The organism is Streptomyces sp. NPDC048254 (assembly GCF_043201895.1).
GTDB lineage: Bacteria > Actinomycetota > Actinomycetes > Streptomycetales > Streptomycetaceae > Streptomyces.
In genome coordinates, this window is the sequence record NZ_JBICZJ010000025.1 from 42,617 (window position 1) to 55,174 (window position 12,558).

12 protein-coding genes and 1 pseudogene are annotated in these 12,558 nt (G+C 69.8%); 8 read left to right on the forward strand and 5 right to left on the reverse strand.

The features are described 5' to 3' along the window. The first annotated feature begins 48 nt into the window (after window positions 1–48). Genes ACGFZQ_RS45190 through ACGFZQ_RS45200 form a run of 3 tightly spaced genes read left to right on the forward strand, consistent with a single transcriptional unit; the run spans window position 49 to window position 1,102 of the window. A complete protein-coding gene (locus tag ACGFZQ_RS45190) occupies window positions 49–483 on the forward strand; it encodes a GNAT family N-acetyltransferase (protein ID WP_351746183.1) in 435 nt (144 codons plus the stop codon). Continuing rightward, window positions 480–743 (forward strand): hypothetical protein, encoded by a 264-nt coding sequence (locus ACGFZQ_RS45195; protein ID WP_393845381.1) that lies wholly within the window; start codon window positions 480–482, stop codon window positions 741–743. Before ACGFZQ_RS45190 ends, ACGFZQ_RS45195 begins: the two co-directional genes overlap by 4 nt. Beyond that, window positions 740–1,102, forward strand: a complete 363-nt coding sequence (locus tag ACGFZQ_RS45200) for an SDR family NAD(P)-dependent oxidoreductase (protein WP_393845382.1) — start codon at window positions 740–742, stop codon at window positions 1,100–1,102. The genes ACGFZQ_RS45195 and ACGFZQ_RS45200 overlap by 4 nt, the downstream gene beginning before the upstream one ends. Window positions 1,103–1,667: 565 nt before the next feature. Here ACGFZQ_RS45200 and ACGFZQ_RS45205 read toward each other — a convergent pair. Then, window positions 1,668–2,270, reverse strand: a complete 603-nt coding sequence (locus ACGFZQ_RS45205; RefSeq protein WP_393845383.1) for a TetR/AcrR family transcriptional regulator — start codon at window positions 2,268–2,270, stop codon at window positions 1,668–1,670. A 72-nt stretch (window positions 2,271–2,342) separates the two neighbouring features. Between ACGFZQ_RS45205 and ACGFZQ_RS45210 the strand changes: the two genes are divergently transcribed. Then, the gene (locus ACGFZQ_RS45210; protein ID WP_393845384.1) at window positions 2,343–3,170 is read left to right on the forward strand and encodes a class I SAM-dependent methyltransferase; all 828 of its coding nucleotides are present in this window, start codon (window positions 2,343–2,345) and stop codon (window positions 3,168–3,170) included. Between the two features lie 495 nt (window positions 3,171–3,665). Here the strand turns inward: ACGFZQ_RS45210 and ACGFZQ_RS45215 are convergent, their stop codons facing one another. Continuing rightward, window positions 3,666–3,890, reverse strand: a complete 225-nt coding sequence (locus tag ACGFZQ_RS45215) for a hypothetical protein (RefSeq protein ID WP_393845385.1) — start codon at window positions 3,888–3,890, stop codon at window positions 3,666–3,668. A gap of 39 nt (window positions 3,891–3,929) precedes the next feature. Continuing rightward, entirely contained in the window at window positions 3,930–5,339 is a 1,410-nt protein-coding gene (locus tag ACGFZQ_RS45220; protein ID WP_393845386.1) for a ferric reductase-like transmembrane domain-containing protein, read from the reverse strand. Window positions 5,340–5,624: 285 nt separating this feature from the next. Between ACGFZQ_RS45220 and ACGFZQ_RS45225 the strand changes: the two genes are divergently transcribed. The 3 genes from ACGFZQ_RS45225 (at window position 5,625) to ACGFZQ_RS45235 (ending at window position 9,392) form a co-directional block, all read left to right on the forward strand. Further along, entirely contained in the window at window positions 5,625–6,317 is a 693-nt protein-coding gene (locus ACGFZQ_RS45225; RefSeq protein ID WP_393845387.1) for a response regulator transcription factor, read from the forward strand. Continuing rightward, window positions 6,314–7,750, forward strand: coding sequence for an ATP-binding protein (locus tag ACGFZQ_RS45230; RefSeq protein WP_393845388.1), 1,437 nt, complete (start codon window positions 6,314–6,316; stop codon window positions 7,748–7,750). The genes ACGFZQ_RS45225 and ACGFZQ_RS45230 overlap by 4 nt, the downstream gene beginning before the upstream one ends. Before the next feature lie 655 nt (window positions 7,751–8,405). Next, window positions 8,406–9,392, forward strand: coding sequence for a MerR family transcriptional regulator (locus tag ACGFZQ_RS45235; RefSeq protein WP_393845389.1), 987 nt, complete (start codon window positions 8,406–8,408; stop codon window positions 9,390–9,392). 1,118 nt (window positions 9,393–10,510) lie between these two features. Here the strand turns inward: ACGFZQ_RS45235 and ACGFZQ_RS45240 are convergent. Beyond that, window positions 10,511–11,051, reverse strand: a pseudogene (locus ACGFZQ_RS45240) (GNAT family N-acetyltransferase). 465 nt (window positions 11,052–11,516) lie between these two features. On the opposite strand from ACGFZQ_RS45240, the gene ACGFZQ_RS45245 reads away from it, so the two are divergent. Next, window positions 11,517–11,720 (forward strand): hypothetical protein, encoded by a 204-nt coding sequence (locus ACGFZQ_RS45245; protein WP_393845390.1) that lies wholly within the window; start codon window positions 11,517–11,519, stop codon window positions 11,718–11,720. A gap of 235 nt (window positions 11,721–11,955) precedes the next feature. On the opposite strand, the gene ACGFZQ_RS45250 is transcribed toward ACGFZQ_RS45245, so the two are convergent. Further along, window positions 11,956–12,558, reverse strand: coding sequence for an HD domain-containing protein (locus tag ACGFZQ_RS45250; RefSeq protein WP_393845391.1), 603 nt, complete (start codon window positions 12,556–12,558; stop codon window positions 11,956–11,958).

A 12,558-nucleotide genomic window follows, 5' to 3' on the forward strand; every position in this document is an offset into this window, starting at 1 on the left:
CTGGGTAGGAAGGTCGCCAGCGCCGAGACTCCCGGGGGACGGTTAGGCATGACGACTGTCCGCGAGGCCACGCCCTCGGACGCCGATGACATCTACCGTCTGCTGATCGGGTTCGTGACGAGCTACCGGCCCGACCGAGCGGTCTTCGACGGTGCCACGTTCCCCCGGATCATCGCGGCCGCCGCAGAGGGCAGCGCCGAGTTCCTGGTCGCCGAGCAGGACTCGGGCGTGGTCGGGTACCTGCTCGCGCTGCGCATGCCCACCCTGTTTGCCGGCGGAACCATCCTCGAACTGCTCGAACTCGCCGTGGCCGAGCCCATGCGCGGCCGCGGTACGGGTTCCGCGCTGATCCGGGCCGTACAGGCGAAGGCCCGGGAGGCGAAGGACGTCGAGGTGACCGTGCCGACCCGCAGAGCGGCCGACTTCTATCGCGCTCTGGGGTTCCACGAGACCGCCGTTCATCTCAAATGGTCCACGACGTGATCGGGAAGCTGACGACGAATCGGCCGGGCGAGACGGGGGTTGAAACCATGCGGATTCAGGGGGCAACGGCACTGGTGTCCGGCGCGAACCGTGGGCTCGGACAGGTGATGGCCCGGATACTGCTGCAACGCGGCGCACAGCGCGTCTATGGCGGGGCCCGCGACCCGGGGTCGGTCGTCGAGCCCGGCGTGACACCGGTCCGTCTCGACATCTCCGATCCCGTCCAGTGGCCGCGACAGCCGAGACGTGCTCCGACGTGACCTTGCTGGTCAACAACGCCGGTGTCCTTACCGACAGCCCCCTGCTGGCCGCGCCCGACCTGGACGCCGCCCGCGCGGAGATGGAGGTCAACTACTTCGGCACGCTCGCCACGTGCTGTGCCTTCGCCCCACTGCTGATAGGCAACTCGCCCGGCTCCATCGTCAACGTACTGTCCATCGCGAGCTGGTTCACCAACCCCGCGATGGGCTCCTACAGCGCCTCCAAGGCCGCCGCCTGGGCCCTGACCAACGGGATCCGCGGCGAACTCCACGACACCGGCGTCCTCGTCGTCGGCGTGCACTGCGGATCGACACGGACATGGCCGCCCATGTCCGGGGCCCCAAGAACACCCCGGTAGCGATCGCCGAGCAGACTCTCGCCGCCGTCGAAGCGGGCCGGACGGAAGTCCTCGCCGACGAACGCACCCGACAGGCCAAGGCAGCCCTGGGACTCACTCCCGGCACAATCGCTTCCGCCCGGCGCCCGTAACACCCGCCTCGCGGCGGGTGGGGAATTGCAAGGTTCAGGCAAGATTTCCATGATGAGTGACGGAGAGTCATATTTCTGGCGTCGTCATGTATGTGTGACGAGCTTCTGGGCATCGCGCTCCCGCACCTGAAGTCGGAGCGGGTGGAAGGGCGTTCGTGGAGGGCGGCACGGTGCATGTCACCGCGTGTACCCGGATTCCTGCGTCAGGACATCGACGCCGTGCTGGCCGGGTTGACCTTCGACTACAGTTCCGGCGCGGTCGAGAGACTCAAAAGCCGATGTTCAACCGGGCCGGGCTGCCCTTGTTCCGCAAGTGGGTCCTGCTTGCGGCTTCGTTCACTTCAAGAAGCGACGTCAGCGCCCTCGCCACAAGAGGGCGAGAGGCTCAAGCGATCGCGGCCGGTGTACGTGCGTTTGCCGACGCCGAGGGGTCTCTAGGTCGGTCGTCGTTGCACGGCATCGGCGATAACCGCTGACACGAGCTTGTTGACGGCTGCCAAGTCCGGTGGGCCGGGGGCGCGGTCTGCGAACAGGAGATGCCCGCCACCGACCAGCGAGAGAGTGAGTGAGTCGATGTCGGAGTCGGCCGCGATGCGGCCCAGTTCACGCTCGTCGGCCAGATAAGCGGAGATTGCGGTCGCGGCCTCGGCGAGGATCGCGATGCCGCCTCCGGGCCTGGCCTGCCGCAGCCGTGCGCGCAGCTCATCCCGGAAGGTGATGAGCGGGATGATTGCGACCGGAATCGGTCCGAACAGGGTGGCCAGTCCACTGGTGAGGTTGTCGGCCACCGTGCCGGTGCCGGCGGACTCGCGCAGCGCACTCGCCTGCGTCTCGAGCTGCGCGGCGCGGTCGAGCACGAGGTCGGTGAGGAAGGCGTCGAAGTCGGTGAAGTGCCGGTGCAGGACGCCTTTGGCGCAGCCCGCCTCGTCGGTGACGGCCCGGCTGGTCAGTCCGTTCGGCCCGTCCCGCAGAAGCACGCGTTCGGCAGCGTCGAACAGCTGCTGCCGGGCGTCGTGAAGGTGCACCCCAGTCGGCACTCGCAGATCCTTTCGTGCATCAACCTGCTGGCATCCGTTGTCGAGTGGGCATGCGCCCACTAAGGTGGGCGCATGCCCACCTTACCGCGAGAGCAACCAGAACCTTCCCCGGCGGAGCCGCATAAGGCTCGGCAAATAGCGGAGTCATTCGGCGCGGACGCGCAACGCTACGACCAGGCCCGGCCCGGCTACCCCGATACGCTGGTGAGGCGGATCCTCGCCGGAAGCCCCGGACCTGACGTACTCGACGTCGGCTGCGGTACCGGCATCGCAGCCCGCCAGTTCCAGGCCGTAGGCTGCACTGTGCTCGGTATCGAGCCCGATGCGCGGATGGCCGACTTCGCGCGAGCCCGTGGCCTGCAGGTCGAGGTGGCGACCTTCGAAGCCTGGCAGCCGGTCGGCCGGACGTTCGACGCGGTCATAGCTGCCCAGTCCTGGCACTGGGTGGATCCGGTCGCCGGCGCCGTGAAGGCGGCACATGTGCTGCGTCCAGAGGGACGGCTGGCGATCTTCGGGCACGTGTATGAGCCGCCGACCGAGGTGGCCGAACCGTTCGCCGCTGCCTACCGGCGGGCGGCGCCCGACTCCCCGTTCAACGGCCAACCGGCCCGACGTCCGCTCGACCTCTACCAGGCGGCATACACGAAGTTCGCCGACAAGATCCGCGAGACCGAACAGTTCAACGCTCCCGAGCAGTGGCGATTCGACTGGAAGCAGTCCTACACGCGCGACCAATGGCTGGACCTGCTCCCTACCACCGGCGGCCTCACCCAACTCCGCCCCGATCAACTGGCCCGGATACTGGACGCGGTCGGGAGCGCCATCGACTCCCTGGGCGGACGCTTCACAATGAGCTACACCACCCTGGCAGCGACCGCCGTACGCGTCGGCACCTCCTGAACCCATCGGCCAAGTCGCCTCCGACCTACGAACGCCGCCGCTCGCGTGCCGCTGAACCTCGCAGCCCGAGCGTCCTGCCCTCGGTCAGAGGTGACAGGCCGTGGCTGACGGCGGTGGTCAGATGCCGTCAGCGTCTGTGCTCTTGGGGCAGCGCTCGAACGCTGTCAGACCCGACCGAATGCTCTCGCGCGCGCCTGTCACTGCCCAGGCGGTACACGTACCGATGGGCACCGCGGTGTCTCATGTTGCGTGCCCTCACGGCCACCAGGGCCTCCCGAAGCCAGAGCCTCGGGTCACCACCGGCGCGCGGGACAGGATCTCCCGAGCGCATAAGGACGTTCGCGACATACTCGTGTCTCTGCTGCTGGCCACGGGCCTTTTGTGCCGCCGCCAGAAGCACGTGGGTTCGTAGAGTTTTGTGCGGGACATAGCGCGCACCCGCACGCCGGGCCGCCGTTGGGGACGACCCGGCGTACGGGTTTGCGGGTTCGAGGGCTATTTGTTCTCGCCGGGTTTGCCGACGTGTTCGCCGTCGCCAGGGGTGTCGTCGCCGGGCTTGGTCTGGTTCTGGCCGGGGCTGGCGGGTGCGGTGGAGGCGGGTTCGGTGTGGTTGCCGTCGTCTGCGGATTTGCCGGTGGTGCCGGAGAGGTTGAGCTGGAAGGCGAGGAGGAGGCCGGCCACGGCGAGGGTGGCGGTGATCCAGATGGTGATGCGTCGCATGGGGGTACTCCTGGTTGGTGAGGTGTGGTGGGCGCGCTGCTACCAGGCGAACTCTTCGGTGTGGACGGTGTCGCGGTGGGCGCCGGCGCCGCGTGCGGCCTTGCGGACGGCGGTGATCCAGACGGGTGGGCCGCAGACGTAGATGTCTCGGTGGGCGATGTCCGGGACGAGGCTTCTGAGGGCCTGGGCGTCGTCGCCGGGGTGTGCGGGGCCTGCTGCCTGCCAGGAGGTGTCGGCGCGGCGGGGGCCCGGCAGGAAGATGAGCTCGACGCCGCGGCGGCCGGCGATCTGGCGGAGTTCGTCGGCGAAGACGGCGTGCTGTTCTTCGCTGTAGCGGTAGATGAGCGTGGTCTCGCCGGGGGCGTAGGGGGTGTCTTCCAGCAGGGCGCGCATGGGGGTGATGCCGATTCCGGCGGCGATGAGGAGGATGCGGGGTTGGGTGCGCCGACGGGCGGTGAGGGTGCCGTAGGGGCCTTCGATGAGGGCGCGGGTGCCGGGGGTGAGGCGAGCGGCGCGTTCGCTGCCGTCGCCGGCGGCCTTGATGGTGATGCGGAGCCGGTCGGAGGTGGGGGCAGCGGAGAGGGTGTAGGGGTTGCCGCGTGACCAGCCGGGGCCGTCGAGGAAGCGCCAGACGAAGAACTGGCCGGAAGCGGTCTTCATCCTGTCCAGGCGATGGCCCTTGAACGTGACGGAGACGGTTCCGGGTGCTTCGGTGACCACGGACTCCACCCGCAGGCGGTGATGGAGCGAGCGCCAGGCGGGCAGGGCGAGGCGGTAGAGGAGGGTGACGGCGAACGCGAAGCCGTACAGGCACCACCAGTAGACGCGCGTCCAGGTCTCGTGGAAGTCGGCGCCGTCGGTGAAGGTGTGGGGGAACGTGGCGGCGATCCCGGCGTACGAGTACAGGTGCAGCAGGTGCCATGACTCGTAGCGCAGCCGGCGGCGGGCGGCGCGGATCGAGGTGACGACCACCATGATCAACAGAATGGTGCCGACGGTGGCGAACAGCATCCAGGAGTCGGTGACGAACACCCGCACCAGTGCCTCCAGCATCGCCTCCGGCTCGCGCACGGCGCGTTCGACGGCGAACAGGACGACGTGGGCGATCATCAGCCAGAACGAGGCGAAGCCGATCCAACGGTGCCGGCGGGTGAGCAGGTCGTGGCCCCAGGAGCGTTCGACCCAGGGGATCCGGGCCAGGAGGACAACCTGGAGGATCATCAGGTCGGAGGCAAGCAGGCCGGTGAGCAGGCCGAGGGAGCCCGTCGCCCGGTCCGGGGTGGTGAGACTGAGCGGACCGCCCTGGTTCATCACCCACAGCGCGACGACCGCGACGGCGGAGAGGATCGCGAGGGCGCCGAGCGGGTCGGCCAGGCTGAAGCCGCGCCGACCCCGGCGGCGGCCGGGCGGCTTGCGGTGCCCGCGGGGCAGCACGGTGGACAGGGTCATCGGCGGGCTTCCTTCGTCGCGGAATTCGGGCAGCGCCCCGACGGCGGGGCGTGCACTTCACCCTGGCCACGGTTCTTGTGGCCGCTCTAAGAAACACCCGCCACCACCGTCTGGCAGGAACGGCGCACGCAGCCCCTGAACTGCACGGATGGCGAAGGAGCCAGGGGTGAGGGCGATCGGGCGGGGCCGCGTGGTTCTTAGACTTCCTTGTCGTTTCCGGCCGATCCTTGGAAGACGCAGCGGCACCCGTTCCCGGTGGTGCCGGCGCGGAAACCGAGGTGCTATATGACAGCGGGCCGCAAGCCCGAGGTGCTGGTGGTCGACGACGACCCCGGCGTACGCGAGGCCCTGGCCCTGGGACTGGGCCTGGAAGGTTTCACCGTCCGGTCGGCCGAGGACGGCGCCAGGGCGCTGGAGGAAGTCGCCGGACGGCCGCCGTCGGTGATCGTGCTGGATGTGACCATGCCGGGCCTGTCCGGCGTCGAGGTCGTCCGCGCGTTGCGGGCGCAGGGGCGGACGTTGCCGGTGTGCATGCTCTCCGCCCGTGACGAGGTCGACGACCGGGTCGCCGGGCTGGCCGCCGGCGCCGACGACTACGTCGTCAAGCCGTTCTCCATCGGCGAGCTCGCCGCCCGCCTGCACGCCATGGTGCGCCTGCACGAGTCCACCCGCACACGGCCCCTGGTCATCGGCGATGTGACGATCGAGCCCGCCCGGCGTACAGCCTCCCGGGCCGGGCGGGAGCTGCAGCTGACCACACGCGAGTTCGACCTCCTCCTTGCCCTCGCCCACCGGCCCGGCCAGGTCCTCTCCCGCTCCCAGCTCCTGGAGCAGGTCTGGGGCTACACCTGGGATGTCGACACCAACGTCGTCGACGTGTTCATCGGCTACCTCCGCAAGAAGCTCGAAGCCGACGGCCGTCCCCGCATCCTGCAGACGGTCCGCGGTATCGGCTTCGTCCTGCGCACCGGCTCGTGAAACTCACCCCGCGCAGCCTGCGCTCCCAGATCACGGCCGCGGTCGCCGTGTTGGTGACGGTCGTGGTCGCGCTGGCCGGCCTGGTCATCGTCGCCCGGATCGACCACCGCGACCGCACCGACCTCGACCGCCAGCTCGCCGCCCGCGCGACGAAGGTCCGCCAGGACGCCGACAAGCTCCTCGACAAGGGCGACCACACCGGCACCGGGACGGGCACGGGCGGGGACGACTACGGCGGCCTGCTGGCCGGCAGCCAGAGCCTGGTCCGCCTCATCTACGACGGACAGGTCATCGCCCAACGCGGCGAGACGCCGCCCACCGCGCTGCCCCTGCCCACCCGCGACGGCTACGCCACGATCGAGACCGACGGCCAGACCTGGCGCTCCCTGACCGAACCACTCGGCACCGAAGGCGACCGCCTTGAAGTCCTCCAGGACATCGACCCCATCGAACGCCGCCTCGCCGACAACACCGCCATCGTCGCCGCCGTCACCCTCTTCGCCGCCCTCATCACAGCCGCAGGGGTCTGGCTCATCACCCGGATCATCCTCCATCCCCTCCAACGCCTGAGGGCCGGCGCGCTCGCCATCAGCGTCGACACCACGGAGCCCCTTCCAGCCGCCACCCGCCCGCAGGAAGTCGCCGACCTCTCCGGCGCCCTGAACACCATGCTCGACCAACTGCGCACCAGCATGGAGGCCACCCGCCGCTTCACCGCCGACGCCGGCCACGAACTGCGTACTCCGCTCACCAGCCTCGGCATGACCATCGAAACCCTCCAGCGCAACCCCGACCTCTCTGCCCACCAGCGCACCCGCGCCCTGGAAGCCATGCGTATCGAGCACAGCCGCATCACCGCTCTCCTGACCGGACTGCAGACCCTGGCCCGCGGCGACGCCCACGCCCTGCCCGAACGCACCACTGTCCACCTCAGCGAACTCCTCGACGAAGCCGTGGCACACGCGTCCCGCCGCCACCCCGCCGTCACCTACCGCCTGGCGGCCGTCGCCCCGGTGACGGTGACGGTGACGGTGACCGGCTGGCCCGTCGGCCTGCGCCTGGCCGTGGACAACCTCCTCGACAATGCCGCCCTCCACGGCCGCCCCGACGGCACCGTCGACATCCACCTCAGCCACGACACCGTCGGCAACACAGTGCGGGTCACCATCCGCGACGACGGGCCCGGTATCCCGCCCGACCAGCGCCAAGCCATGAAGGAGCGCTTCACCCGCGGCACCCGAACCCGCTCACCCGGATCCGGTCTCGGCCTCGCCCTCGTCGACCAGCAGGTCCACCTCCACCACGGCTCCCTCCGCCTGGGCGAAAGCCCTGCCGGAGGGCTTGAGGTCACCATTGCCCTCCCTGCGGCCGACCGGCCTGGGCCCGCAGACGAGCATGCGGCGGACGGCGGTGCTCCCACCGCAGGTGCCTGACGTCACCCACCCGAAGCGGCGCTAGGCCCAGCCCGAGACCGCGCCTACCGTACTCGGCGGTGCTGCCGCATTCGCCCAACAGCATGCGCGCGGGCAGGCCGATGCCCTGAGCCGCTCGGGACGCACCGCCAGGCCCTGCAGACTGGCTGGAGCGTCCGCCAGTGAGGTCTGGCGCGGTTCCGTGGGCCCGTACCGCGGAGTGCTACTGGCGCGATGCCGTGACTGGCTTGGGTACTTGTTGCCGCGGACAGGGAGCTGGCGATGACCGTCCCCCGTCTCGCGCCGCTGGAGGATGCGGACGCTGCTCAAGCCCAGGCCGATGCGCTGCAACGTGCGCGCGGGACAGCGGGAAGCCGGTCCTGGTCCCCAGGGCGAGGCCGGGAGGGCCTGCGGTGAAGTTTCTCCGCGTCGGTGAGGGCGCCGGGTGCTGGGTGAGCCAGCCGGTGGCATCAGGCATCGAGGCGCGGTGGCGGGGCGAGGGTGAAGCCCGCCGCGCTGGGGCGCAGAGCGAGTCGCGATCAACGGCGGTCTGGGTGAGCTCCCTGATCCAGATCGTCGAGGCGCACAGATGGAGTCCGGCGAGCTGGCTTCCCGGGGTCCTGTCGTGGCCGGCCCCCTTGACTCTCAGGTCGCTTGAGATCTCATAGTGACGGGTGTGAAGGACCTTTACTCCATCGGGGACGTCGCCCGCCGCACGGGCCTGAGCGTGAGCGCGATCAGGTTCTACGCCGACGAGGGCGTCGTCGCGCCCACCGGCCTCACCGAGGGCGGCTTCCGGCGGTATGACGTGCTCGCCATCGCCCGGCTCGAACTCGTGCGCACCCTGCGTGACCTGGGTGCCGGCCTGGACGACATCCGCCGGGTGCTGGCCGCGGAGACCACCCTGCATGACCTGGCCGTCACGCATCTGAGGCTGGTCGAGGACCAGTTGCGGCAGTTCCGGGCGCGCCGTGCCGTGCTGCGGACCATCGTGCGGCAGCACACCACGACAGAACAGGTGAGCCTGATGCGCAAGCTCGTGTCGATGTCCGACGATGACCGTGACCGGCTCATCAACCAGTTCTGGGAGTTCGTGACCGACGGCCTGGACGTTCATCCCAGCTATGTGGAGCGTCTGCACAGCAGGCGGCCGCATCTGCCCGAGGAGCCGTCGGCCGAGCAGTTGGAGGCCTGGATCGAACTCGCCGAGATCGTGCAGGACGAGGAGTTCCGCACGGCGCTGCGGGACTTCTTCCACCGCACCTTCGGCACCGAGCAGGGCAAGCTGATGGCTTCACCGGAGATGATGGCCCGCGTCGAGAGACATCGGCAGCTTCTCCTGGAGGCACAGGCCTCCCACCAGGCCGGCGTGCCTGCGGATTCGCCGCAGGCCCGGGATATCGCCGAGCGTGTGGCCGCCGGTTCGGCCGAGTTGACCGCCGCCATGACCGGGGAGCACGACGTCGGCAGGGCCCGGCGCAGCATCGTCGAGTTCGACCGGAACGGCAGGGCGGCGCAGTCGTTGGCCAACGTGACCGGACTGAAGCTGCTGACCAGGTACCACCGTCTGGTGGCGACGGTCAACGGTACGGCCAAGCCGGACCCGGACCGGGCGGCGGCAATCCGCGAGTGGATGGCCGCCGCCCTGCGCCAGGGCGCGTAGTGAGCGTGACAGGCCGGTCTTGAGGCATTGGCTCGTGGAGAGCACGGGACGCGGCCGCTGGACGCCCTTGCGGGCGCCGCTCGCGGGGAACGGCTGGCAGGGGCAGGGGCGGCGGGGGAGTTCCAGCGGGCGGCGGGCGAGCTGGCCCTCCCGCTGGTCGCGCGGACGGCGACGGCCGGGTCGTCGGCGTGTTGCAGGGCGTTCCCTTGGGCACGGTCCTCTCCGGGCTCGCCCGGCTGCCGGTATGTCCTGGTGTCGATGCCGATGTATGCGAAGAAGCGGTTCGGCGAGTTCGGCACCGAGCACGCCCTGGGCCCATACCACACGCGGCAGGGCTTCACCGTGCTGCGGCCCGGGCAGGGCATCGACGTCGGCACCCTGCTCACCGGCATGCCACTTCATCTCGGTGCCGGGCCCGGCCTGACCTTCTTCCACCGGCGGCAGCCGCAAGACAGTGACGGTTGTACCGGAGCGAGTCCTGTCGTTCGGCTTCGGCCCGAGCCACCATCAGGCCGTACGGCCGGGTTACCACGTGACTCGACACCGTTCGGGCTGAGGCGGGGTGGGTCGCAGTCTGTTCGGCGGTAGGCGCGGTAGAGGACCGCTGCTCTGAGATCAGCCGGTCTGCCAGCCCTGCTCCCAGGCGACGTCCGCCCTTGACGTGGTCGTGGTCGCTCTGGTGCGTCTCGCTGCCGAGCCGGCGCCCGGTCAGCCGTTGCCGAAACCCGGAGCGCCGGAGCCGCTGTGCGTCGACCAGCGTGCCGGCTGCCGCCTGGCGGGGAGCGGCGACGGCCAGGGCTCCGACGGGGACCGATCGGTCGCGCTGGTCATGACCGGCAGTGGCTCCTGTCTGACCTGGGCAGGGGTCGCGCTTCACCTACCGCACCCTGTGCGGCGCGTTCTCCTTGAATGCCTCGTCGGCCTCGCGGTAGCCGCGCATCACCTTTGGGCCGGCGGCCCATCCGCTCTGCTTCTCCGTGACGGCGCCGGGGTTGCCAGCGCGGGAGGACTCGGTGATCAGGCACCGGCCAACTGGGCATTCCGTGGGTGCACGCGCGCGAGGTTGGGTAGTCCGAGAGAGACTCACCCTCGGGCTACCCGACCTGGCGGCCTTGGGCTCAAGCGGCCGGCGTGACCGGGGACCGCAGGCCGAGCCACTGCTCGGCGTCCCAGGCCTGGAATCGCTCCACCTCGGTGAACCCCAGCTTGGCCGCAAGGCGCATCGAGCCGGCGTTGGCGGTCTGGGTGGTGAGCACCACCGGCTCGCCGGGAAGGACGCCGTCGAACCAGTCGAGTGCCGCCGTGCTTGCCTCGGTGGCGTAGCCGAATCCCCACGCCTGCGGCAGGAACAGGTAGCCGAGTTCGGCCTTCCCCGCGGCAGCGGGACGACGGTGCTCCGTTGCTCTCCTGAGCAGGATCTGGCCGATCATCGCCCCGCCGAGATCAACGACGAAACTCCCGGGCCACCGCTCGGGCGCCCCGGGCATCTCGCGCTCAAGCTCGTCACGCGGCCCGGGGCCGCCGAGGTAGGTGTGCACCTCTGGCGGACGCCAGCAGCTCGATGAACGCTGCACGGTCCCGGGCCTCGGGCTCGCGGAGCACGAGCCGCTCGGTCTTGATCGGGGCAGGTGGCCAGGTGACGGACCCTGGATCAGTCATGGCGAGCAACCTACCGCGCGCCCGCGAACGCGCTTTCACAACTCCCGGACAAGGCCACGGCTTCGGCGTCAGCTACCGCTGAGGATTCGGCGCCGTGAAGCTCTGACGGTTATCCGTGAGGCTTCCGGCAGGGTCTGGCGTGCTCGGGGCGGGAAGACCACCGCGGAGCACCACACCCCGCGCTTCGTCCTCGCCCCCCTGCTCCGCGAGGAAGTGGAGATCCCCGTCCCCGCCGACCGGCACCCGGCCCGTGCGTGGAAGTAGGGCTTCCCGGGTAGCGGTTCGCTGGCGGTTGAACTCGGCTTTGAGATGCGGGTGGGCGCGGTAGAGCGTCGCTCGCAGCACCCAGGGGAGGGTGCACAGGTTCTTGACGTCGTACCTCAGGCCGGCGGGAACAGGACCGGCGAGGAGTTGCCGCATCGTGGTCCGGATCCTGTACTCGACCATCGTTGATGGGCATGTGTCATGAACGGGTTCCTCGTCTGCCTGTGTGACGCCGTCGATCTCGGCGACGATGAGGATGGCGCGGTCGAACGCCGCTTGGGCTCAGGCCCGTTCGGGCTCGGAGAGTCCGGGGTCGCAGAGGATGACGGCCTGGGTGTTTCCGGCGTGACCGGCCAAGATCTGCCGGTGGTGGGGGTGGTGGGCGGCCTGCGGGCATCGGGCTGAGAGTCGCACATCCCCATCAGAGGCTCGAAGGCGTCCGGCGTCGCGCCCCGCCCGCGCGTTCACCTGGCGGGCCGGGACACCCGGCTGAGGACCGACCCGCATCCCCCCGACATCGCCGCACCGGATCAGACATGGACCGTAGTCGTCACGAAATTACGATCAGTCCCCGTACTCGGCCCGTCCGGTCCGTCCGGCCCATGCGCGCTCAGGGATTGCGCCGGATCCTGAGGCTGGGTCAGGTGTGAACCGGGAAGGCCGATTGGAAAGCCAGGCGAGGGGCAGCGTCCGCACCGAGCCGAGTGAGCAGGTCATCGAGCGCGAGGTACTCCTCCCAGGGTTCCCGCTGTGTCGCACTTGCCAGCGCCCTGACGAGCCTGTCCTCAAGGTCGGAGACGCGCTTGTCCTTCCATACTTTGTCGGCTGCGCTGACCAGGAGGTCCTCCATCGTCACATCGGGGGCGTCCCAGCTGGCATGGTTGGCGGCGAACCGAGCCAGTGCAGGCGGGAAGCCGCGGCTCAGCAGCAGGTCACGACCGGCTTCCTCGTGTGCCGAGCCGGGCCCGGTGAGCTCCTCGGGGTGCAAGACCTTCCCCACGTCATGGGTCGCCGCACCGAAGAGAACACCGTCGCGGTCCACGGCCAGATCCGGGTAGCGGTCCTGCACCCATTCCACCAACTGGACCGCAACGTCATGGACCGCACGCAAGTGCGCCGCCAGCCGAGGCGGGGCGCTCAGAGAACGCAGCAGTTCCGCCACCACGGGCGGCAGCGGCCGCAGACGGGGCTCGCCCGGGGCGTCCAGGGCACGTGCCAAGAAGTCCGTAGGCGTCCTGGTCAT

What these genes read in the sequence shown, in the direction of transcription:
- ACGFZQ_RS45190 (WP_351746183.1), top strand. Translation starts at nt 49, where the DNA reads ATGACGACTGTCCGCGAGGCCACGCCCTCGGACGCCGATGACATCTAC.
- ACGFZQ_RS45210 (WP_393845384.1), top strand. Translation starts at nt 2,343, where the DNA reads ATGCCCACCTTACCGCGAGAGCAACCAGAACCTTCCCCGGCGGAGCCG.
- ACGFZQ_RS45215 (WP_393845385.1), bottom strand. Translation starts at nt 3,890, where the DNA reads ATGCGACGCATCACCATCTGGATCACCGCCACCCTCGCCGTGGCCGGC.
- ACGFZQ_RS45220 (WP_393845386.1), bottom strand. Translation starts at nt 5,339, where the DNA reads ATGACCCTGTCCACCGTGCTGCCCCGCGGGCACCGCAAGCCGCCCGGC.
- ACGFZQ_RS45225 (WP_393845387.1), top strand. Translation starts at nt 5,625, where the DNA reads ATGACAGCGGGCCGCAAGCCCGAGGTGCTGGTGGTCGACGACGACCCC.
- ACGFZQ_RS45245 (WP_393845390.1), top strand. Translation starts at nt 11,517, where the DNA reads ATGAACGGGTTCCTCGTCTGCCTGTGTGACGCCGTCGATCTCGGCGAC.
- ACGFZQ_RS45250 (WP_393845391.1), bottom strand. Translation starts at nt 12,558, where the DNA reads ATGACCAGGACGCCTACGGACTTCTTGGCACGTGCCCTGGACGCCCCG.